The organism is Actinophytocola algeriensis (genome assembly GCF_014203735.1).
In the GTDB taxonomy this organism is placed as follows: domain Bacteria; phylum Actinomycetota; class Actinomycetes; order Mycobacteriales; family Pseudonocardiaceae; genus Actinophytocola; species Actinophytocola algeriensis.
In genome coordinates this window covers 401487-423253 of record NZ_JACHJQ010000004.1, presented here as the reverse complement: position 1 = coordinate 423253, position 21767 = coordinate 401487, and the positions used below count along the sequence as shown (strand labels likewise).

Sequence of the window (21767 nt, the reverse complement as noted above, 5' to 3'; positions counted from 1 at the left end):
GGTGACCGTCAGGAGCGCGGCGTGCTCGGGGAGTCGACCCGGTACGTGCCGGTGGCGAGCGCGTCGCGCAGGACGGCCTGGCCTGCGTCGGTGAGGTAGTACAGGTTGAGCCGCTCCCGGTCGGTGGTCCCCGGCAGGTGCGCGGCGTCGAGCACCTCGGCCTCGTCCTGCCGCAGCGGCGCCTCGGCGAGGTACCGCCCGGTGGCGAACCCGCCGTGCAGGACCTCGAGCGTCACCCACGCCGGCGTGTCGGCAACGGGTGTGCGGGAACCGACGATGAGCGTGCCGTCAGCCATCCCGTCGAGCACGGCCCGCCAGCCCGCCGCCCGCGCGGAGTCCGCCCCGGCGTGGCGCAGCGCGCGTTGCAACTGCCCGAAGGCATACCCGGCTGTCATGACCTGGAGGCGAGAGTCGAACTCGCGCCCTCCCGGTCCCAGCCGGGCGTTCTGCCGCTGAACTACTCCAGGTTGGACATGGAGGCGGGATTCGAACCCGCGCCCTCCCGGAGAAAGCCGGGCGATCAACCACTGATCTTCTCCATGCTCACGAGCGATGCTAGCCATCCCGTGCGGTGGCGGCACCGGATTTGCGGGTGCGGCCACCCCCGCGCGAACGGGGATGGCCGCGATGCCGTTCGTCGCTCGGCTGTACAGCGAGAGCCTCCGGCACCACGGAAGGTACGGGGAGACGGCGCGAAAGTCCCCAGAACCCGGCTCGTCGTCCGACTCGCGTTGGACGCGGCGGCGCGGGTACCGTCGTCGCAGGTCAGCTCCCGTCACGCGGCCGACAAGGCATGATTGCCGGTGGACCTCTCGACATCGACCTCGAGGATTCGGGCCATCCATCCGCTTCGTCATGTGACCGTCGTCACGTTCAGTTGGACGAGACTCGGACGGCGTACGTCTGGTTCCGCCACCGACCCCGTGGGCATCATGGCTTACACGACCTCCCGTGAGGGCCCGGAGTAGCGCGAACTGCTCCGGTGATCGGTCCCCTCCGCGATGTCGCGCTCGGCTGTACGAGACGTTGTCCCCCACGCTGAAAGTAGGCACCGGTGCCTCCGGAACCCACCACCGGAGCGGCTGTCGTGGCGCCGCTCCGCTGCCTCCCCCTGCTCGTCCCCGTGCCGCGGTCCGCGACCGTGCTCCTGGTGTTCGTCCTGGTGCTGGTGTGGCACGGACTCGCCCCCGCCGAGGTGGTGTGGCTGCTCACCTCGATCGGTTGCGCGGACGTGCTCCTGACCAGGGGCAGGCGGCGTGGTTGACGGCGAGGCCGGTGGCGAGGTCGCAGCCATGCGGAGCCAGGCGCTGGACGAGCTTCGGGCGCTCTGGACCCGGTCCGGGCTGCCGAGCCCCGGGGAGATGGGGGTGCGGCCAGGGCAGCTCGAGTTCCTGGATCGGCGGGACGCGCCGTGGCCGGACCTCAGGGACGTCCGCGCCGTGTTGGACGCCGTCGGCGAACCGAAGGCCGTGATCGACAGGTGGGAACGCACCTGGCGGTACCTCGATGCCGCGAGCGAGAGCGCCCCGCGCGGAGAACCCGACGAGGACGGGCCGCTCGGCAAGGCGCTCAAAGCGCACACCCCCGACGAGTTCGTGGCACAGCTGCGGGCGTTGAAGGCCAAGGCACAGCGGTCTTTCGAGGACATCGCCAAGGCCTCCGGCAACCGGCTGCCCAAGAGCACCGGGCACTGGATGCTCAGGCCGGGCAACTTCCCGGCACGCGCGGAACAGGTGAGCGACTTCGTCAAGGCCTGCGGTGTCACCAACCCCGCCGAGGCGCAGCTCTGGCTCACCGCGTACGCCAGGGCGCAGGGCCGTCATCGGGTGCACCTGACGGTCGCCGGGACGTCACCCGCCGCCGGGGACGACCTGCCGCGGTTCCTCGAGAGCGTCGGTGACGACCTCGCCGCGCGCGGGCAGCTCCAGGAAGCCATCGCCGCCTACAAGGAAGCCCTCGCACACCACCGCCACCTCGCGAGTGGCGGCGGCGAGGGCGGCTGACCTCACAGGTGCCAGGCCATCTCCCGGTCCGGGGTGTAGCCGCACGTGCTGCCGGTCGTGACCGAGGCGCGGAGGTGTGCTGCCAGTTCGGGGTGGCGGGTGTCGAGTTTGCGCAACGTGTCGCGGATGCGCGCAGTCACGGTCTTCCTGGCGCGTTCGGCCTCGTCGCCGAGGCGGCGGGTGCGGCCGCCAAGGCCGGTGGCCGTGCGGAGTTCGGTCAGCAGTGCGGCACGCTCCTCGTCGTACCTGGCAGCGCGCCGGTCGTCGCCGCGGTCCACGGCCGTCGCGATCTGTTCGTCCAAGGTGGACAGACGGGCCCGGTAGGCGGACTTGGCTTCGTCGTCCAGGACCGCGTCCCCCGCCAGGCTCGCCGACGCCACCACCTCCGCGCCGCCCGCCGGGTTCACCAGCCTGGTCGCGGGGATGTCCTTGCCCGGGGCGCGCAGCAGCACGTGCAGGTCCCGCAGGCCCTTGCTGTCCGGCAGGTGCACGGTCCGGCCCGCCATCGACAGCGACCACGTGTCACCGGCGAGCCGGAACTCGTTGTGCGGCAACGAGTCCACCTGCTCGGACGTCAGGTGTCGCATGCCGAGTGCGGCCGCCTCCCGCGCCACCGCGGCACGCAGCTCGTGCGAGTCGAGCGCGGCCGCCAGGCCTGCCTTGGCCTCCACCGACCACGGCCGGGACCCCAGCAGGTCCGCCTGGTCCCGCGCGGCCTCGAAGTGCGACACCGCCGCCGGCGTCTCCCCGCGCGCGAGCGCCAGGTGCCCCAGCCACAGCGACACCGGCCCGCTGATGTCGCACCCGTACATCGACACGAGCCACGTGCCTGCGTGCGGCGCCAGGTGCTCGTACAGCGCCGCGCACCGCGCGACGTCCCCGGTCGTCACCGCCACCAGCGCGCGCAGGCGCACCAGCAGCGGTTCGTACGCGCTGGACACCGGTTCCCGCAACGCTTCCAGCTCGGCGAGGCAGCGTTGCGCCGTCGCCGTGTCGCCGCTCGTGGCGGCCGTGATCCCCTCCAGCAGCGCGGGTACCGGGTACTTCGCCGCGATCGCCGCCGTCCGGAGGTCGGCCAGCTCGTCGAACCGGCCGCGCAGCTGCGCCATGACCCACCGCAGGTGGTGGTCCAGGTACTCGAAGTGCTCCACCGCCACCGGCAGGTCCCGCGCGTACCCGAGGCAGGCCTCCGCCTCGTCGAACCGGCCCTGGAAGGTGGCGATGATGTTGCGGTCCACGTAGGTGCCGATCATCATCGTCGACATCTCGCGCTTCTCCTCCGCGAGCGCCAGGAACTGGGTGAACCGCTCGAGGTAGCCGGGGTCGTTCAGCTCGAGCTTCGCGACCCAGCCGAGCGAGACCGCGTACTGCTCCATCTCGTAGTCGCCGGTGCGGCGCGCGATCCCGGCCAGCTCGTCGGTGAGCGCCAGCCGCTTGGCCGCGTGCCCGAGGCCCCACAGCGTGTCGTGCTGGGTCCACAGGCTGAAGCCGAGCGCGTCGTCGTCCCCGCCGTCCCGCGCGATCGCGATCATCCGCATGATCACCTCCTGCGCGAGGTGGTCGAGCGAGCCGGCGGGCGGGGCGACGCCGGGGACCAGCCGCTCGTAGGCCCTGCGCATGAGGTCGGTCTTCAGCTTCGCGCGCCCGTCCGGGGTGGACAGGCCGTAGATCGTCAGCGCGGAGCGGGTGAGCAGGTCGACGTCGTCGAGCGACAGCGCGATGCCCGCGACCTCCTCGAACACCTGCCACGCCTCGGAGCGCTCGCCGAAGTGGTGCAGCTGCACACCGAGGTCGAGCCCGACCCGTGCGCGCCGGGGGTCGCCGGGGTCGAGGATCTCGACCGCCCGCCGGTAGTGGCCTGCCGACTCCTCCGTCGCGAACCGCCGCCGCGCCTCCTTCGCCGCCGCCACCAGGAGTTCGACCACCTGGTCGGTGTCGAGCGCCGCGCGGCCGAGGTAGGCGTGGCGGGCCAGGTCGGCGGGGAAGATCCGCGCCGCCAACTGGGGTGACCGGTCGAGTGCCCGCACCACGGCCGCGTGCCGCTCGCCGCGCGGATCGTCCCCGCCTGCCTCGTCGATGCCCGCGTACAGGGTCTCGCGCACCAGGTCGTGGGCGAACGCGAACCGGCCGTCGCCGAGCGTGGTCACGAGCCGCGCCGCCACTGCCTGCGCCAGCTGCCGGTCCACCTGCGCGACCGGCGCGCTCACCGACGCCGCCAGCACCTGCCGGTGGAACTCGCGGCCCAGCACCGCGGCGCCGGTCAGCAGCCGGGACACGGGTTCCGGCAGCAGCGACAGCCTGCGCCGCACCGCGTCCCGCACGCCGGGCGCCACCGACTCGGCCGAGCCGCCGCTGTGCCACAGCCGGGCGGTCTCCTCGACGAAGAACGGGTTGCCACCGGTGCGCAGGTGCACCTCGGTGACCAGGTCCGGGTCGGGTTCCGCGCCGACGGTGCGGGCCATGAGCGCACCGACCTCGTCGCGCCCGAGCCCGGTGAGCGTGACCGTGGTGGCCTTGGCGAGCAGTGCCGTCATCAGCGACGCGAGCGGGTGGTCCCCCGCGTCGACCTCGACGTCGCGGTACGTGGCGACCAGCAGCAGCCGCTCGAACCACGTGTGCTGCGCGACGAACTCCAGCAGCCGCACCGAGGACGGGTCGGCCCAGTGCAGGTCGTCGACCACGACCACCACCGGCCGCCGCTGCGACACCGCCACCAGCGCGGACGTGACCGCGTCGTACATGCCGAACCCGTCGGCCGGGTCGTCGGTGCCCGCCTCGCCGAGCAGGATCGCGAGCTGCCCGCCCGCCGCCTCCTCCGCGGCCACCCACTCGCCGGGCTCCGCCTGCCGCCGCAGCCCGCGGATCACCTGCACCCACGGCCAGAAGCCGGGCGCGGCCGAGGAGTCCCAGCAGGAGCCGGACAGCACGAGCGCGCCCCGCTGCCGCGCGACCTCGGCGGCGTCGGTGACCAGCGTGGTCTTGCCGATCCCGGCCTCGCCGGTGACCAGCACGAGCCCGCCGTGGCTGTCGGTGGCACGGCTGATCTCGGCGCGCAGCACGCCGGCGGGATGGTCCCGCCCGATGAGTCCAGGTGCCATGCCGCCGATAGTAGGACGAGGGTCCGACAAAACGCCTATTCCGGTTCCGCGGGGATCTCCGCCGAGAAGACGAACACCCGGACCGCGTGCCCGGTCGACGGGTGGACCTGCGCGAGGTACGCGGTCACGGTCTCCCCCACGATGCCCTCGACCGCCTCGAGGAAGTCCTGCCTGGTCGCGTCGTGCAGCGCCTCGTGGTGCTTGATCACCGAGTCGCGGTAGCCGCGTGCGCTCAGTACCGCGTCGGCCACGGTGAGCGTGTCGATCGACAGGACGATCAGGCTCACGGGCTCGTCGTCGGACACCGAAACCTGCACGTTGCGCGGACCGCGGCCGTAGAACGCGCGCTCGAGGCTGGTGATCTTCTCGGCGACGGCGTTCCGCTGCGCCTTGGTTATCCGCATCGCGGGCACTACCCTCTCGACCTGAGCACGTCAGCTCACCCCACCTGAAAACCATAGTGGCTGATCGGGCCGTGCCGCAGTGACTCGCCGGAGCGCGAGGAGCGGCGGTGCGACTCGAACGAGACACGGCTCGTGGTGGCCACGGGCGAGGGCCGGTCGTCGAGACCGGTCAGCGCGCGAGGAGATCACGGGCAACCAAGCGAAAGGGCTTGTCTCGTGAGTAAATCGCGTCAACTCGCCGTGCCCGCGTTGCGGAACCTCGTGACCGAGATCGCGGCGAGTCCGCTCGAATGGGCCGATCAGGTCCGATTCGACCTCACCGAACGGTTCTACGTTCGCCTGCGCCGCACCGACGACGTCGAGGTGTGGCTCATCTGCTGGGACATCGGCCAGGACACACTGCTGCACGATCACGGCGGCAGTGCCGGCGCGTTCACCGTCGCACGCGGGTCGCTGTTCGAGGACTTCGGCGCCGTGGCCCGGCCGGGCCTGCGCACCAGGCGGCACGAGGCTGGTGACGCCGTCGGTTTCGGCGTCGACTACCTGCACAACCTCGTGAACGTCAGCACCGAGCCGACGGTGTCCATCCACGCCTACTCCCCACCGCTGCGTGCGATGAACTTCTACTGCTGGCTGCCGACCGGCATGCACCACCTGCGCGAAGTGTTGTGCGACACCCCGGAGCCGGACACCACCGCACTCGAGTCCCAAGCAGCGGTGTTGCGGGAGGTGGCGTCATGAGCGCAGCTCCAGCGACCGACGCGGTGAGTGCGATCGAGGCGCTGCTCGACGACGCCAGGTCGCGCATCGTCCGCTACTCCCCCCTGGAAGCGGCCGAGGCCATGCGCCGCGGCGCGCTGCTCGTCGACCTGCGGCCGGTCGAGTACCGGTGGCGCAACGGGGAGGTGCCCGGCGCCATCGCGGTGTCGCGGCACGTCCTGGAGTGGCGGCTGGACGTGACCAGTGACCACCGGCTCACGCAGTTGCGGTACGGCGACCGCGACCAGGAGGTCGTCCTGATGTGCAACGAGGGCTACACGTCGAGCCTCGCCGCGCACCAGGTCATGCGCCAGCTCGGGCTGAGTGCCGTGCGGGACGTGGCAGGCGGCTTCGCGGCGTGGCGGTCGGCCGGACTCCCGACGGTGACCCGGCTGACCGGGGTAACGTACTAGAACATGTTCTATTTCTGGGGTTGACGCGGGAGGTTCGCATGGGACGGACGGCGCTGGTCACCGGGGGCGCGAGCGGCATCGGGCAGGCATGCGCCGAGCGGCTCGCCGAGGACGGGCTCTCGGTGGTCACCGCCGACCTCGCCCCCGGCGCGGACCTGCGCCTGGACGTCACGTCATCGGCGGCGGTCGAGGAGGCCGCCGCCGACCTCGCCGTTGACGTCCTCGTCAACAGCGCGGGCATCATCGGCCCGAACAAGCCGTTCACCGAGGTGGCGGACGACGAGTGGGCGGCGACGTTCGCCGTGAACGTGACCGGCGTCTTCCAGATGTGCCGGGCGTTCGTCCCCGGCATGGTCGCCCGCGGCTGGGGCCGCGTGGTCAACGTCGCCAGCATCGCGGGCAAGGAGGGAAACCCGAACCTGGCGGCCTATTCGGCCAGCAAGGCGGCGGTCCTGGGCCTCACCAAGTCCCTCGGCAAAGAACTCGCGGACAGCGGCGTGCTGGTCAACGCGGTGGCCCCGGCGGTGATCGAGACGCCCATGAACGCGGCGACCGCTCCCGCGGTGCTGGAGCGCCTGGTGAGCCTGATTCCCATGCGCCGCATGGGAACCGCGCACGAGGTGGCCGAACTGGTGGCGTGGCTGGCGTCGGACCGCTGCAGCTTCTCCACGGGCGCGGTCTACGACATCAGCGGCGGGCGGGCGACCTACTAGCCACCGCCAGATTCCCCACAGCGACGGGAAGGTCCGCGATCCGTACCCGGTGGACACCAGCGGCGGCACGCCGAGCGCGCCGCGAGGCGTGGTCGAGCTAGGCGCTCACCCTGGCCGGGAGGTGCAGCGAGCCGGGGAGGTACTCGTCGGGCAGGGACAACAACTTCGCCATGACCACTGACGCGGGCCCCTGCTCCCGCCAGTAGACGCGCCGCGGAGCCAGGACGTCCTGGTCGGGCGGCATCCGCGTGGCGATGACGTCATCCTCGCCGTGCAGTTCGACGACGTCGAGGACGTTGTGGTGGGCGCGGACCCCCACGACAGCGAGAACGTCACCGTGTTCGTCACGCGGGTCGACAAAGCGGAAACCCTTGCCGACCAGCGCACGCAACTGGAAGTCGACGCTGACGGCGTCGACACCAGTGGAAGACATCAAGCACTCCGTTCCCTGGCACCTTCGACGAAGGCCAGCAGCCTTGACGTCGGCACCACCAGCACAGGCCCATGCGGGTCACGGGAGTTGCGCACGCCCGCCCGCTCGTCGAACCAGCTCAGTTCCACACAGTTACCGACAGCGCCGCTATAGCTGCTCTTGCGCCAGTCCGCGCCGGGGAGTTCGTCCGCCGAAACGCCGTTGTGGATTGTGTCCATGAGGAGACCCCACCTTCCGACATCGCAAACAGTGGGTGCATCTGCACGTGCATTGACCGATTGCACGATAACACGGGCAAGTGCAGCGGTAAATGCACGTGCATTCGCTCGGGCGCGCACTGCAGGAGTCTCCGTCACTACTGAGGGTGCACCCAGAAGTGACCAGGGCCCAGCGAATATCACTGTCGGCAACACATCCCTGCAACTTGGGTCACGACCGGGTGATGCTGGGCGACACATGCAGTCACGCCGGTATGTGAAGCGCCAGAACATAACGATTCACAACAACAGCAAAGGGTCACCCGAATGCACGAACCCTATGGGCACGAACAATGAAGTGCCAGTGGGCAGGTCCGAGTGGACGGCACAACGTCAAACGGGATCGGGGCCGCCGCGCGGAGCCGGCCTCAGATCTCCTGCCGGTACTTCGACAGCAGCTGCCGGCTGCGGTCAGGCGTCTCGGCGTCCACGGCCAACCGGTCGATCACCCGGCCGTAGACCTCGAGCTCCTCGACCCGGTCCAGGTAGAGCGCACCGCTCAGATGCTCGATGTACACGATGTCCGGCAACGTGGGCTCGGCGAACCGCAGTATCGAGAACGCGCCTTCGGCCGCGTACCCGCTCATGTGGTACGGCAGGATCTGCAACGTCACGTTGGGCTGTTTGGTCAGTTCCAGCAGGTACTCGATCTGCTCCCGCAGCACCTTCGGCCCACCGATGGGCCGGTGCAGGACGGACTCGTCCACCACCGCCCACACGCGCGGCGCGCCCTGTCTGGTCAGCACCTTCTGGCGCTGCATGCGGAGCGCGACCCGGCGTTCGCCGTCCTGGTCGAGCAGTTCCGGTCTGCCGTGGCTGACGACGGCCCGGATGTAGTCCTCGGTCTGCATGAGACCCGGCACGAACTGGAGCTCGTAGCTCTGGATCAGGGACGCCGACTCCTCGAGACCGACGAAGTCCTGGAACCAGTTCGGCATGGTGCCGGAGTACCGGTGCCACCAGCCGCGCTCGTTGGACTTGCTGACCATGTCGAGGAAGACGTTGCGCTCGTCCGCGTCGTGGACGCCGTACATCGACAACAGGTCGGCCACGTCGCGTTCCTTGAAGCCCACGCGGCCCAGTTCCATGCGGCTGATCTTCGAGTCGGAACCGCGGATGGCGTAGCCGGCGTCGGCACGGCTGATGTCAGCGGCCTCCCGAAGACGGCGAAGCTGTGCGCCGAGCACGATCCGGCGCGCCGTCGGGGCGCCAGACGGCTGCTCGCCGCTGCCGAACCTGGGAGACTCCTCGCCTCGAGGGTCTTCCGGCGCCATCAGCCCTCCTGCCTCACATCGACGGTTACCGCCAGAACACCCAGAGTACGCGCTCAACGCGGCCTTGAGGAGACTGACCGCCGGATCGGACCAGCACTGCGTCTTATGGTGTACCCCGGGACCAGCACCGCGCACGACATCACCACCACGGCCGGGGGCACGCCCTTCCATGCAGGGCTCGATCTCGGGTGCGATCACCGTGCTGGAGGAGGTGGTGGCACCGCTGGGCGCGATCGGCGACATGATCGCCTACAACGGCGGCGAACCGTTGAGCTGCCACGCGTAGCCGTGCCATGCTGGGGGCCGCGGTGCGGGTCCGGCGGTACCGGAGCTGTGAGCGACAACCAGCCTTCCCTTGTCACGCAGCGGAGATCCCCATGACCGTCCGCGAGTTCCTCGCGCACAGAACACCCGGCAAGAGCCGGGTTTTCGCCATCGACACCGACGAACCACAGTCCCTCGACGCCGTCACGAGCCTCGGCGCCGACGACCTCCACCGCACGGACAGCCTGCTCGACGGGCTGAACGTCTACCTCATCACCCGCGACGAGACCGATCTGGCGAGCAGGCTCGCCGACTTCCCCGAGGCCGTCCGGATCGGCGTGCGGGACTTCCTCGCGCGCCGCTGCGCTCCCCCTCCACCTCTTGGCGCTTTCGGGCAGTTCGGGCCGGTCGAGCGGGTGCGGCTGATGTACCTCGACGGGGACGACCTCGAGGAGTTCGTCCGGGCCGCGTTCCTGGTCGACCTCGGCATCCGGCTGAGCAACGAAGCCGACGCGCGCGGCCGGATCGACTGGGAGCTCGAACTCCTGACCGAAGAGGCGGTCGTCGCGCCGGGCGCCGAGGCGCGCACGTGGGTGCTGCCCGGCTCGGCACCGCTGTCGTTCACCTGGATCAGCAAGTTCGCGAAGGGTGACGCGGTGACGAACGCGGTCGAGGCGGCGCTGGAGGCCAGTGCCGAGGGCAGCTGGGTCCGGCTGCACACGTTCGAGCACGACGGCACCAGCGAGATCCGGGTCGACGTGTTCGACGTGCCCCCGCCGGTGGTGGACCAGGACTGACCTGGATCTTCCGGTACCGTTGACAGGTGTGAACCAGGCGACCGGAGGGGACGCCGATCCGTTGGTCGGCCGTGCTGTTCGCCTGTTCGAGTTCCTCGGCCGCACACAGCAGCTCCGCAACCAGCCGCCGCGCACCGTCGACGGGTACCGGTCGGTGCTGTGGCTGGCCGACCTGCCCGACCACCCCGCGGTCAGCTCCGCGCACCGCGGCGACCCGGACCCGGACGCCGACATCCTCACCGTCGAGCGGGTCGTCCGGCACGAACCACCCGTGCCGGACGGCCTCGGCGACCACCTCACCGCCGACTGGCGCGAGCCGTCGACCACGCCCCAGCTCGCCGACGACGCACCGCCGGAGCTGACGGAACGGTACGTCTCGTGGCTGGTCGACTGGCAGAGCTGGGCCGCGCGCGAGCGTGCCGACCGGCCCGTTCGTGCCTGCTACGCGCAGCTCTTCGCCGCGTACGTCGCCGCGCTCGGCAATCCCGAGGAGCTGGAGCTGGTCCTCGGGGTCGGGTGTCTCGCGTGGGCCGGGCCCGGTGCGCGCAGGCACCTGCTCACCGCGCCGGCCGGCATCCGGTTCGACGACGACTCCGGCCGGTTGACCGTGCACCGCGTCGAGTCGGTCGCGGCCGCGGACGTCGAGCTGGACATGCTCGACCCGGGACTCGTGCCGAACCCCCGGCACGTCGGCGACATCCGGGTGCTCGCCCGCGACCTCGAGGCGCATCCGTTGCACCGCAAGGAGACCGCGGCGCTGGTGCGGCGGCTGGTGCACGCGCTCGACCCGGACGGCGAGTACCGCGACGACGACGCGGCCCCCGAGCCGAGGCAGAACGCGGTCGCCGCGTACGCGCCGGCGGTCATCCTGCGCAGGCGGTCGCAGCAGGGGCTCGTCGAGATCTTCTCCACGATCGTCGCGCGGCTCGGCGAGGACGGCGTGGTCCCGGACGGGCTGGCGCCGCTCGTCGACCCGGATCACCGGCCCCGCGTCCACACCGGCGACGCGCCGGACGGCGCACTGGTCGAAGTGGACGGTGACACGTTCCTCCCCCTGCCGGTCAACGACACCCAGCTCCGCATCGTCCGGCAGGTCGACGCGCAGGCACAGACCCTCGTGCAGGGCCCGCCGGGCACCGGCAAGACGCACACCGCGGCCGCGTTGCTGTCGCACCTGCTGGCACAGGGCAAAAGGGTTCTCGTCACCGCGCACACCGACCGCGCGCTGCGGGAGGTCCGCGACAAGCTGCCGACCGAGATCAAGCCGCTGTCGGTGGCGGTCGTCGGGTCGTCGCGGGAGGACATGTCGGACCTGAAGGTCGCGGTCGAGCGGATCGCCGCCGCCGCGACCGACCACGACGACGACGCGGCCGCCGACACGGTCCGCCGCTGCCTCGCGCACGTCGAACGGCTCGGGCTGCGCCGCGCGGAGCTGCACGGCCAGCTCGTCGCGGCCCGGCGCGACGAGGTGCGCGAGCACGACCACGGCGGCTACCGCGGCACGCTCGCCGCGATCGCGCTCCAGCTGCTGCGCCAGGAACCGAGGTTCGGCTGGCTGCGCGACCACGCCGACGTCTCCCCGGAGAGCGCGCCGCCGCTGCCGACCGAGGACGTCGTCGAGTGGCACCGGCTGCTGACCGACACCGCGCTGCTGGCGGACGAAACCGAAGCGGCGCAACGACTCGTCGAGCTGGGCACGGCACCGGCGCCGCAGGTGTTCGCGGAGTTCGCCGACACCGAACGGGCCGCCGCGGAGATCGAGGCGGCGCACGCGGACCTCAAGCAGCACCCCGCGTTCGACGCGGTGCGCGGCATCGAGCCGGGTGCCCGCGCGCAGCTGCGCAGGCGGCTGTCGGAGCTGGCCGACGAGGCAGACGACCTCGCGCGGCGCCGGGAGACGTGGATGCGCGAGGCGCTCGCCGACATCCAGACCGGCCGCGCGCGCCTGTGGCACTCGCGGGCGCAGCAGATCGGGCAGCTCACCCTGCCCGCCGCGCAGCTCGTCAGCGACCTGGGGCCGCTCACCGAGGTGGCGGCGGACGGCAACCTCGACCTGCTCCTCGCCCACGCGGAACGCGTCCGCGCCCACGTCGAGACCGGCACGATCAGGACGGGACCCGACGGTTCGCCGAAGTACGGCGCGCTCACGCCGAAGGTGGTCAAGCAGGCACAACCGTTCTTCGACGTGGTGCGGGTCGACGGCCTGCCGCCCACCACGCTGCCGAAGGTGCTGGCGTTCATCCGCTGGGCCCAGCTGCGGAAGCTGCTGACGGCGCTGGACCGCGCCTGGCCCGGCGGCGTGCCGTTGCTGCCGGACGACCCGGCGCCGGAACGGGTGGAGTGGCATCGCACCGAGCTGGACCAGCTGCACCGCGTGCTGCGGCTGGGCGAGGCCCTCGACGCCGAGCAGCACCGGTTCGCCGAGGCCGGGTTGCCGCGTCCCGACTGGACGGACCTGGACGCGGTCCGCCGCTACGCCGACCTGGTCGACGTGGCGGCCGCCGTCGACGCGCACACCACGGCCACGCTCCCGTTGCGCCGCCTGGCCGCCGCGGTGTCCACAGTGGCCGGACGGGCGGACGCGGCGCCGTGCGTGCCCGCGTTGCTGGCGGCCGTGCGGGACCGCGACCCGGCCGCGTACGCCACGGCCTACCAGCGCCTGGCCCGGCTGGTCACCGTCCGGTCGATGCTGGCCCGCCGCGACGAGCTGGGCTCCCGGGTGCCGCCGCGCCTGCGGGCCGCGGTCGCCGCGAACCCGCCGGCGTGGGGCGAGAAGCTCGCGTCGTTCGGTGACGCGTGGGTGTGGGCCGCGGCCGGTGCGTGGGTGGCGGCGCGCGGCGCGACGGACGTCAACGCCGTGCAGGCGGAGATCGCGCTGACCGAGGAACGGATCCGCCGCGAGGTCGAGACCCTCGCCGCGACCCGGGCCTGGCGGCACGCGGTGTCGCCGGACCGGCTCACCGGGCAGGCGCGGGCGAACCTGGAGCACTACGCGTACCTGGTGCGCAGGCTCGGCAAGGGCACCGGCAAGTACGCCGCGCAGCGCCGGGCCGAGGTGCGGCAGGCGATGGACCGGTGCCGCCCCGCGGTGCCGGTGTGGATCATGCCGGTGTACCGGATCGCGGAGCAGCTGCAGATCCGCCGCGACATGTTCGACGTGGTGATCGTGGACGAGGCGTCGCAGGCCGGCCTGGAGGCGACGTTCCTGCAGTACCTGGCGCCACGCATGGTCGTGATCGGCGACGACAAGCAGGTGTCGCCGACGGCCGTGGGTGTCGACCAGCAGCAGCTGCGGGACCTCGCGGGCCAGTACCTCGCGGACGACCCGTACCGGTCGGCGTGGCAGGACCCGCAGCGCAGCCTGTTCGACGAGGCCAAGATGCGCTACCGCGGGCTGCTGACGCTGACCGAGCACCGGCGCTGCGTGCCGGAGATCATCGGGTTCTCCAACCGGGTGGCGTACGAACCGGACGGGATCAGGCTGGTGCCGGTGCGGCAGTACGGCGCCGACCGGCTGCCGCCGATCCGCGCGGTCAACGTGGGCGGCACCGTGGAGGGCACGACGAACAAGGTCAACGCGGTCGAGGTCGAGGCCGTGGTGGAGCAGCTGGAGAAGTGCCTCGCCGACCCGCGGTACGACGGCAAGACGTTCGGCGTGATCTCGCTCCTCGGTGCGGCACAGGCGAAAGCGATCGAACGCAGGCTGCTCGACCGGATCCCGCCGGAGGACTGGGCCGCGCGGAAGCTGCAGTGCGGCGACTCGGCGGACTTCCAGGGCGCCGAGCGGGACGTGATGTTCCTGTCGATGGTGGCGGGCGCAGGCGACCGGCTCATGCCGCTGACCCGCGAGATGTACGTACAGCGGTACAACGTGGCGGCGTCGCGGGCGCGGGACCAGATGCAGGTGTTCCACTCGGTGCCGCTGTCGGCGCTGGGGAACCCGGAGGACATGCGGTTCCAGCTGCTCGACCACTGCTACGGCGTGATGGCGGCCCAGGACGACGAGGGCACGCTCGCGGCGCCGGTGCCCACCGACGTGCGGGTGGAGCCGTTCGACTCGCTGTTCGAGCAGCGGGTGGCGCACCGGCTGGTCACGCTCGGCTACGGCGTGGTCCCGGCGCACTCGGTGGAGCGGCTGCGGCTGTCCCTGCTGGTGGTCGGCGCGCAGTCCAGGCTGGCCGTGCTGTGCGAGGGCGACACGTGGCAGGGCGCGCCTGCCTACGAACGCGACCTGGCCACCCAGCGCGACCTGGAACGGTGCGGCTGGCACCTGCACTGGATCCGCGAGTCCGCCTTCTACGCCGACGAGCCCCGCACGATGGCCGCGCTGCTGTCCCGGTTGCGTGCGCTGGACATCCGCCCGCGCCCCTAAGGGGTACCCCGGTCTTTACCCGGAATGGGCTGTTTCACCTGGTCAGTCCGCTATTCCGGGCGCACCATGGAGCCATGACCCACGAGTTGAGCCGTTCCCAGGTGCTGGCCATGGCAGGCCAGCGGGACCGGCGGTTCCACATAGCGGCCGAGATCTCGGTCGTCGTCCACGACCTGGACGCACTGCGCAACGCGGCACGGCGTGCCTTCGACCACGGCCGCTTCGCGAGCGAACAGGAACGCGCCAGGGCGTGGGCGGCCATCGAGAACGACCCGGCGAGCCTCATCGGCCAGGTGATCGACTTCGCGCGCCTCACCGAGGACGTCCCCGGCCTGCTGCCCCACTCCGCGGAGTGGACCGTCAGCAAGGCGAGCTAGTGCTGTGTCCACCAACGTTTGCCGGGTCCTGCGGCGGGTTCGGCCAGCCGACGGTGATCGCCGTACCCGGGGTGGGGCTGGTATGCCGTGAAAGGCGCGTTCAGGACATCGCCGACGCTGTGAAAGCGCGTTGAGGGCGTTGAGTGCCCTGAAAGCGCCCTTCGCAGCGTGGCCAATGCCGTGAAAGCGCCTTTCACAGCACAACGGGACGTCGCGAGGGCGCACAGGCGCCGGGGGGGCGCAAGCCACACACACACACACCCACACACACACCCGAGGCTGCCTGCCATCCCAGAGACCTGCCCCTCCGGCGAGGAGCCGCCGGAGGCAAACCCGCCCGGCGAGAACGTCCGGCGACAAACCACGAACCCACCCCGGCCAACGTAAGTGGACACAGCACTAGACGGCGGTGAGCGCACCGATCGACGCGCTCACCAGCAGGACCACGCCCATGACCGGGCCCACGAGGCGGCTGGTCGTCGTGTCGGCGGTGCGCAGCCGCGGCACCACGGCACCGAGGGCGGCCAGCTGGACAACACCGGCGACCGCGATCCCGAGGTCCGACAGGAGCAGCGCCAGCGGCAGGAAGTGCGCCGCCACGACCACCGCCACCCACCAGGCCATCCACCGGGACGCACCCCGCCGCGCGAGCACCAGGCATCCCACCCCCGCGGCGGCGACCTCGGCCGCGACCAGGACCCCGAACCACCCGTAGCGGCCGTCGAGCGCGGTCGGCTGGTCCCAGTTGGTCGCGGTCAGCACGCCGAACCCGGCGGCGAACCCGAGGCCGAGCACGGAACCCGCGCCCAGCCATGGCCGCCACCGCTTCGGCGGGTCCTCCTGCGACCACCCGAACCACACGAACGCCATCAGCCCGAACCAGGCGGTCGTGAAGTAGTGGTCACGCAGGAAGTCGGTCAGCATGGGTGGCTCGTTCCAGAAAGACGATCAAGTCGAGCCGATGCTACGGGCGGCGGGAGCCCGGGATGTCGCTTTCGATCAGAGCCGCCGTTTTCAGCAACGACGGCAACAGGTCCCGGCGCATGGCTTCGAGGGACGTGCGGCTCGCGTGGGCCGAGACGTTCACCGCCGCCACGACCCTGCCGGTGCGGTCGCGGACCGGGGCGGCCAGTGCGCGCAGGCCTTCCTCCAGTTCCTGGTTCACCAGTGACCAGCCCTGTGCGCGCACCTTCGCGATCTCCGCGCGCAGTGCGTCGGCCGACGTGAGGGTCCGCGCGGTGAGCGGTTCCATCCGCACCGCCGTCAGGTACTCCTCCAGCTCCCCCGGCGGCATCCCCGCGAGCAGGACGCGACCCATCGACGTCACGTACGCCGGGAAGCGCGTGCCCACGCTGATCGACACCGTCATGATCCGGCTGACCGGGACGCGTGCCACGTAGACGACGTCGTGTCCGTCCAGAACGGAGACCGACGACGACTCGTTCACCTCCGCGACGAGTGCCTCCAGGTGCGACTCCGCGACCTCCGGCAGCGACAGCGACGACAGGTACGCGTATCCCAGCTCCAGAACACGCGCGGTGAGCGAGAAGAAGCGGCCGTCGCTGCGGACGTAACCCAGTGTCGCCAGCGTGAGGAGGAAACGGCGGGCGACCGCACGGGTCACGCCGGTGCGTACGGCCACCTCGGACAGCGTCAGCTCCGGGTGTTCGTGGTCGAAGGCACGGATCACGGCGAGCCCGCGCTCCAGTGACTGCACGAAGTCAGCACCCCGACCGGCCACAGCCACTCCTGTACGCACAGCGAACGCCCGTTCTTCTGACGCACGATAGTACGCAGGTCAACTGTTGACCTCACAATGACCGCGCTCTAGGTTCACCTGGAGAACGAGCGTGCGGTCCTCGAACAACGGAGTTGCGCCCATGCGACGTCATCTCGCCGCGATCCTGCTCGCGACCTCCCTCCTCGCCACGGCCTGCGGTGCCGGCGACGGCGCTGACGGCGGGTCGGCGGCGCCGGGGGAACCGGACAAGGTCACGGTGGGTGTCATCCCGATCCTCGACGTGGCGCCGATCTACCTCGGCGTGGAGAAGGGGTTCTTCGCCGAGCTCGACATCGACCTCGAGCTGACGCAGGCGGAGGGCGGCGCGGCGATCGTGCCGGCGGTCGTCAGCGAGCAGTACCAGTTCGGGTTCAGCAACGTCGTGTCGCTGCTGCTCGCGCAGTCCGAGGGGCTGCCGGTGAAGGTCGTCAGCAACGGCAACAACTCCACGGGTGTGGACGGCGAGGACTTCGCCGGGCTGATGGTGAAGGCGGACAGCCCCATCAGGTCCGCGAAGGACCTGGAGGGCAGGACGGTCGCGGCGAACACGCTGCAGAACATCGTCGACACCTCCGTGCGCGCGTCGGTGCGCGAGGCGGGCGGTGACCCGTCGAAGGTGAAGTTCGTGGCGCTGCCGTTCCCCGAGCAGCCCGCCGCGCTGGCGAACGGCCAGGTGGACGCGGTGTTCGTGGTCGAGCCGTTCCAGCAGGCGGTGCTCGCCGAGGGCGGGCGCAAGATCGCCTCCAGCTACGTCGACGCGGCCGACGACCTGACCGTCGCCGTCTACTTCACCTCGCGGCAGCTGCAGGCGGAGAACCCGGATCTCGTCCGGCGGTTCACCGAGGCCATGCAGGAGTCACTGTCCTATGCGGACAGTCACCCGGACGAGGCGCGGCAGATCATCGGCACCTACACCGAGATCGCGCCCGAGGTGATCGAGAAGCTCACGCTGCCGAAGTGGCCGAGCGACATCAACCGGGACTCGCTGGAGACGATGGCCGACCTCGCCGTCGAGGACGGCCTGCTCAAGGAGACCCCCGACCTGAACGCGCTGCTCCCGTGAAAGTGCTCCTCGGCCTCGCGGGGCTGGTCGGTTTCGGTGTCCTGCTGGAGATCGCGCCCCGGGCCGGGCTCGTGTCCGCCCGGTACGCGCCACCGACGAGCGACATCCTCGCCACGCTCGGGGAGCAACTGCGGCGCGACGAATTCTGGGTCGCGGTCCTCGACACGCTCCGCACCTGGTTGCTGGGCCTCGTGATCGCGATCGCGCTGGGCGTCGTGCTCGGCGTGTTCATCGGCTCGGTGCCGGTGCTGCGCGCGGCGACCGCGTCCACCATCGAGTTCCTGCGGCCGATCCCGTCGGTCGCGCTGATCCCGCTCGTGGTGGTGCTGTACGGGTCGACGATCGAGGCGACGCTGATCCTCGTGGTGTACGCGGCGTTCTGGCAGGTGCTGATCCAGACGCTCGCCGGGGTCGCGGACATCGACCCGGTCGCCGCCGACACGGCGCGGTCGTACCACCTGAACCGGTGGGCGCGGATCCGCTGGCTGATCTGGCCGACCGCGCTCCCCTACGTCGTGACCGGCATCCGGCTCGCGGCGACCGTCGCGCTGATCCTGACCATCACCGGTGAGCTGGTCATCGGCTCGCCGGGGCTCGGGCAGGAGATCGCAGGCGCACGCACGTCCGGCGCGGTGCCGATGATGTACGCGCTGATCGTGGTGACCGGCCTGTTCGGCGTCGCCGCGAACGTGCTGACGCGGGCGGCGGAACGCAGGGCACTGGCCTGGCACCCGTCGGTGCGCCTGGAAGTGCAGGTGCCCGCGTGATCAAGCGCATCCTGCTCGCCGTCACCATGCCGGTCGTGCTGCTGGCGGTGTGGTGGTTCGCGAGCGCGGGCAGCACCGACTTCTACTTCCCGCCGCTGCGCCGGATCCTCGAGACGTTCCCGGAGACGTGGTTCGGGCCGCGCATGGTCGACGACGTCCTGCCGAGCCTCGCCCGCCTCGCGATCGGCTACGCCGCGGCACTGTGCGTGGGCATCGCGTTGGGCATGCTCATCGGCGCGAACCGCACGCTGCGCGCGGTCGTCGAGCCGCTCCTGGAGTTCCTGCGCGCGGTGCCGCCGCCGGTGCTGGTGCCGATCCTGATGCTGATGGCCGGTATCGGCGACCTGATGAAGGTGCTGGTGATCGTCAGCGGATGCCTGTGGCCGATCCTGCTGAACACGGTCGAGGGTGTGCGCGCGGTCGACGAGGTGCTCACCGACACGTGCCGCAGCTACCGGATCCGCGGGCGCCTGCGGGTGTGGCACCTGATGGTCCGGTCGGCGAGCCCGCAGATCGTCGCGGGCGCCCGGCAGGCGCTGTCGATCGGGATCATCCTGATGGTCATCAGCGAGATGTTCGCGGCGTCGAGCGGCATCGGGTTCACGGTCATCCAGTTCAAGGACGGCTTCCGGATCCCGCAGATGTGGAGCGGCGTGCTCCTGCTCGGGCTGCTGGGTGTGCTCCTGGCGCTGCTGTTCCGGCTCGTCGAGCGGCGCGTGCTCGGCTGGTACCACGGCATCCGTGCCGTACAGAAGGAGCGTTGATGCTCACCGTCAAGGGCCTGTCGAAGACCTACGACGCCAAGGGGCGCCGGGTCGAGGCGATCGGCGACGTGTCGTTCGACGTGGCGGACGGCGAGTTCGTGTGCGTGGTCGGGCCGTCCGGCTGCGGCAAGACCACGCTGCTGCGCTGCATCGCCGGGCTGCTCCCACCGACCTCCGGCGAGATCGTCGTGGAGGGCAGGAAGGTCGACGGGCCGCCGGACGGGCTCGCGGTGGTGTTCCAGGAGTACGGCCGCAGCCTGTTCCCCTGGTTGCGGGTGCGGGACAACGTGGACCTGCCGCTGCGCGCCGCCGGCATGGGCAAGGCGAAGCGGCGGGAGCTGGTGACCGAGGCGCTCGACGCGGTGGGGCTGGCCGACGCGCACGCCGCGTACCCGTGGCAGCTGTCCGGCGGCATGCAGCAGCGCGTCGCCATCGCCCGCGCGATCGCCTACCAGCCACGGGTGCTGCTGATGGACGAGCCGTTCGCGGCCGTCGACGCGCAGACCCGCGCGGACCTCGAGGACCTGATCCGGTCGGTGTGGCAGCGGCTCGGCGTGACGCTGCTGTTCGTCACCCACGACATCGACGAGTCGGTCTACCTGGGACAGCGCGTCGTGATGCTGTCCTCGTCGCCGACCACGGTCGCGGAGGACCTCGCGATCGACCTGCCCGCGGCACGCGACCAGCTCGCCACCCGGAGCGATCCCCGGTTCACCGAGCTGCGCGGTCAGGTGTACGCCCAGATCCAGAAAGCCAAGCAGGAGCGGACATGACAGCGCTGTTCGAGCCCGGTTCCCTCTACAGCGGCGGGTGGGTGGCCGCCAGCGGTGGCGACACCGCGATCGTCGAGCCCGCCACCGGCGAGGAGCTGGGCCGCACCGGTGTCGCCGACGCGTCCGATGTGGACGCCGCGTGCGCGCGGGCCGCCGCCGCGCAGAAGGACTGGGCGGCCGCGACCTACTCCGACCGGGCCGCCGTCCTGCGCAAGGCGGGCGCGGCCATCGAGGCGAGGTTCGCGGAGCTGCGGGACTGGGTGGTCCGCGAGACCGGCGCCGTGCCGGACATGGCCGCGTTCGCGGTCGGGGTGGCCGCGCAGGAGTGCTACGAGGCCGCGGCCCTCGCGTCGATGCCGCCCGGCGAGCTGCTGCCCACCGCCGAGCCGCGGCTGTCGATGCTGCGCCGCGTGCCGGTCGGCGTGGTCGGTGTGATCTCGCCGTTCAACGTGCCGCTGATCCTGTCGATCCGGTCGGTCGCGCCGGCGCTCGCGCTGGGCAACGCGGTGGTGCTCAAGCCGGACCTGCGCACCCCGGTCAGCGGCGGGTTCGCGATCGCGCGGGTGTTCGCCGAGGCCGGGCTGCCCGACGGCGTGCTGCACGTGCTGCCCGGTGGCGCGGACGCCGGCACCGCGCTGGTCGAGAACCCGCGTGTGCCGGTCATCTCGTTCACCGGCTCCACTGCGGTCGGCCGCAAGGTCGGTGAGCTGGCCGCGAAGCACCTGAAACGGGCACACCTGGAGCTGGGCGGCAACTCGGCGCTGATCGTGCTCGACGACGCGGACGTCGAACGCGCGGTGTCGGCCGGTTCGTGGGGCTCGTTCCTGCACCAGGGCCAGATCTGCATGACCACCGGTCGCCACCTCGTGCACGAGCGGATCGCGGAGTCCTATGTGGAGGCGTTGGCGGCGCACGCGACCGCGCTGCCGGTCGGCGACCCGGCGTCCGGGAAGGTCGCGCTGGGGCCGTTGATCGACGAGGGCCAGCTCGGCAAGGTCCACGGGCTCGTCACGTCCACTGTGGACGCGGGAGCGCGGCTGGCGTCCGGCGGCACGCACGAAGGCCTGTTCTACCGCCCGACCGTGCTCGACGGCGTGCGCACCGACATGCCCGCCTACGCCAACGAGGTGTTCGGGCCGGTCGCGCCGGTCGTCCGGTTCGCCGACGAGGACGAGGCCGTGGCACTCGCGGCAGACAGCGAGTACGGCCTCGCGCTGTCGATCCTCACCGGCGACGCCATGCGCGGTCTCGCGCTCGCCGAGCGCATCCCCACCGGCATCGTGCACATCAACGACCAGACGGTGAACGACGAGGCGGTCGCGCCGTTCGGTGGCGTCGCCGCGTCGGGCACCGGCGCCCGGTTCGGCGGTCTCGCGAACCTGGACGCGTTCACCGAGTCGCGGTGGATCACCGTGCGCGGTCAGATCCCCGCCTACCCGTTCTGAGGAGGAACCAC

Annotated in this window: 21 protein-coding genes and 2 tRNA genes; 13 read left to right on the top strand and 10 right to left on the bottom strand. The window is 71.3% G+C overall.

Annotation, left to right across the window (positions count from 1 at the left end):
• Positions 1-8: 8 nt before the first annotated feature.
• The 3 genes from FHR82_RS46260 to FHR82_RS19860 form a co-directional block, all read right to left on the bottom strand.
• Positions 9-395, bottom strand: a complete 387-nt coding sequence (locus FHR82_RS46260) for a hypothetical protein (protein WP_225944084.1) — start codon at positions 393-395, stop codon at positions 9-11.
• A gap of 1 nt (position 396) precedes the next feature.
• Positions 397-467, bottom strand: a tRNA-OTHER gene (locus FHR82_RS19865).
• A gap of 1 nt (position 468) precedes the next feature.
• A tRNA-OTHER gene (locus tag FHR82_RS19860) sits at positions 469-542 on the bottom strand.
• A gap of 512 nt (positions 543-1054) precedes the next feature.
• On the opposite strand from FHR82_RS19860, the gene FHR82_RS19855 reads away from it, so the two are divergent.
• Together FHR82_RS19855 and FHR82_RS19850 are read left to right on the top strand one after the other, a co-directional pair.
• Positions 1055-1264, top strand: a complete 210-nt coding sequence (locus FHR82_RS19855) for a hypothetical protein (protein ID WP_184811956.1) — start codon at positions 1055-1057, stop codon at positions 1262-1264.
• Between the two features lie 28 nt (positions 1265-1292).
• Positions 1293-2003 (top strand): hypothetical protein, encoded by a 711-nt coding sequence (locus FHR82_RS19850; RefSeq protein WP_184811955.1) that lies wholly within the window; start codon positions 1293-1295, stop codon positions 2001-2003.
• Positions 2004-2005: 2 nt separating this feature from the next.
• Here FHR82_RS19850 and FHR82_RS19845 read toward each other — a convergent pair whose 3' ends face one another.
• Together FHR82_RS19845 and FHR82_RS19840 are read right to left on the bottom strand one after the other, a co-directional pair.
• Positions 2006-5101 carry an ATP-binding protein gene (locus FHR82_RS19845; RefSeq protein ID WP_184811954.1) on the bottom strand — a complete coding sequence of 1032 codons (3096 nt, stop codon included), beginning with the start codon at positions 5099-5101 and terminating at the stop codon, positions 2006-2008.
• Between the two features lie 35 nt (positions 5102-5136).
• Entirely contained in the window at positions 5137-5505 is a 369-nt protein-coding gene (locus FHR82_RS19840) for a Na-translocating system protein MpsC family protein (protein ID WP_184811953.1), read from the bottom strand.
• Between the two features lie 216 nt (positions 5506-5721).
• Here FHR82_RS19840 and FHR82_RS19835 point away from each other — a divergent pair, with 216 nt between their 5' ends.
• Genes FHR82_RS19835 through FHR82_RS19825 form a run of 3 tightly spaced genes read left to right on the top strand, consistent with a single transcriptional unit; the run spans position 5722 to position 7390 of the window.
• Positions 5722-6246, top strand: coding sequence for a cysteine dioxygenase (locus FHR82_RS19835; RefSeq protein WP_184811952.1), 525 nt, complete (start codon positions 5722-5724; stop codon positions 6244-6246).
• The gene (locus tag FHR82_RS19830) at positions 6243-6677 is read left to right on the top strand and encodes a rhodanese-like domain-containing protein (protein ID WP_184811951.1); all 435 of its coding nucleotides are present in this window, start codon (positions 6243-6245) and stop codon (positions 6675-6677) included. The genes FHR82_RS19835 and FHR82_RS19830 overlap by 4 nt, the downstream gene beginning before the upstream one ends.
• Before the next feature lie 38 nt (positions 6678-6715).
• A complete protein-coding gene (locus FHR82_RS19825) occupies positions 6716-7390 on the top strand; it encodes an SDR family NAD(P)-dependent oxidoreductase (protein WP_184811950.1) in 675 nt (224 codons plus the stop codon).
• Between the two features lie 97 nt (positions 7391-7487).
• Here FHR82_RS19825 and FHR82_RS19820 read toward each other — a convergent pair whose 3' ends face one another.
• From FHR82_RS19820 to FHR82_RS19810, 3 genes are all read right to left on the bottom strand, one after another.
• Positions 7488-7823 (bottom strand): hypothetical protein, encoded by a 336-nt coding sequence (locus FHR82_RS19820; RefSeq protein WP_184811949.1) that lies wholly within the window; start codon positions 7821-7823, stop codon positions 7488-7490.
• A complete protein-coding gene (locus FHR82_RS19815) occupies positions 7823-8041 on the bottom strand; it encodes a DUF397 domain-containing protein (RefSeq protein WP_184811948.1) in 219 nt (72 codons plus the stop codon). Before FHR82_RS19815 ends, FHR82_RS19820 begins: the two co-directional genes overlap by 1 nt.
• Before the next feature lie 407 nt (positions 8042-8448).
• Positions 8449-9354 (bottom strand): Sco1979 family transcriptional regulator, encoded by a 906-nt coding sequence (locus FHR82_RS19810; RefSeq protein WP_184811947.1) that lies wholly within the window; start codon positions 9352-9354, stop codon positions 8449-8451.
• Between the two features lie 377 nt (positions 9355-9731).
• Between FHR82_RS19810 and FHR82_RS19805 the strand changes: the two genes are divergently transcribed.
• The 3 genes from FHR82_RS19805 to FHR82_RS19795 all read left to right on the top strand — a co-directional run bounded on the left by FHR82_RS19805 (position 9732) and on the right by FHR82_RS19795 (position 15164).
• A complete protein-coding gene (locus FHR82_RS19805; protein ID WP_184811946.1) occupies positions 9732-10415 on the top strand; it encodes a hypothetical protein in 684 nt (227 codons plus the stop codon).
• Between the two features lie 28 nt (positions 10416-10443).
• Positions 10444-14787, top strand: a complete 4344-nt coding sequence (locus FHR82_RS19800; protein WP_184811945.1) for an AAA domain-containing protein — start codon at positions 10444-10446, stop codon at positions 14785-14787.
• A gap of 74 nt (positions 14788-14861) precedes the next feature.
• Positions 14862-15164 carry a hypothetical protein gene (locus tag FHR82_RS19795; RefSeq protein WP_184811944.1) on the top strand — a complete coding sequence of 101 codons (303 nt, stop codon included), beginning with the start codon at positions 14862-14864 and terminating at the stop codon, positions 15162-15164.
• A gap of 399 nt (positions 15165-15563) precedes the next feature.
• Here the strand turns inward: FHR82_RS19795 and FHR82_RS19790 are convergent, their stop codons facing one another.
• Together FHR82_RS19790 and FHR82_RS19785 are read right to left on the bottom strand one after the other, a co-directional pair.
• Positions 15564-16088 (bottom strand): hypothetical protein, encoded by a 525-nt coding sequence (locus FHR82_RS19790; protein ID WP_184811943.1) that lies wholly within the window; start codon positions 16086-16088, stop codon positions 15564-15566.
• Positions 16089-16128: 40 nt separating this feature from the next.
• Positions 16129-16881, bottom strand: a complete 753-nt coding sequence (locus FHR82_RS19785; RefSeq protein ID WP_311771176.1) for an IclR family transcriptional regulator domain-containing protein — start codon at positions 16879-16881, stop codon at positions 16129-16131.
• 163 nt (positions 16882-17044) lie between these two features.
• On the opposite strand from FHR82_RS19785, the gene FHR82_RS19780 reads away from it, so the two are divergent.
• Genes FHR82_RS19780 through FHR82_RS19760 form a run of 5 tightly spaced genes read left to right on the top strand, consistent with a single transcriptional unit; the run spans position 17045 to position 21756 of the window.
• Positions 17045-18007, top strand: coding sequence for an ABC transporter substrate-binding protein (locus FHR82_RS19780; protein WP_184811941.1), 963 nt, complete (start codon positions 17045-17047; stop codon positions 18005-18007).
• A complete protein-coding gene (locus FHR82_RS19775) occupies positions 18004-18774 on the top strand; it encodes an ABC transporter permease (protein WP_184811940.1) in 771 nt (256 codons plus the stop codon). Before FHR82_RS19780 ends, FHR82_RS19775 begins: the two co-directional genes overlap by 4 nt.
• Positions 18771-19538 carry an ABC transporter permease gene (locus FHR82_RS19770; RefSeq protein WP_311771175.1) on the top strand — a complete coding sequence of 256 codons (768 nt, stop codon included), beginning with the start codon at positions 18771-18773 and terminating at the stop codon, positions 19536-19538. Before FHR82_RS19775 ends, FHR82_RS19770 begins: the two co-directional genes overlap by 4 nt.
• Positions 19538-20311, top strand: a complete 774-nt coding sequence (locus tag FHR82_RS19765; RefSeq protein WP_184811939.1) for an ABC transporter ATP-binding protein — start codon at positions 19538-19540, stop codon at positions 20309-20311. Before FHR82_RS19770 ends, FHR82_RS19765 begins: the two co-directional genes overlap by 1 nt.
• Positions 20308-21756 carry a benzaldehyde dehydrogenase gene (locus tag FHR82_RS19760; RefSeq protein ID WP_184811938.1) on the top strand — a complete coding sequence of 483 codons (1449 nt, stop codon included), beginning with the start codon at positions 20308-20310 and terminating at the stop codon, positions 21754-21756. Before FHR82_RS19765 ends, FHR82_RS19760 begins: the two co-directional genes overlap by 4 nt.
• Positions 21757-21767 lie beyond the last annotated feature (11 nt).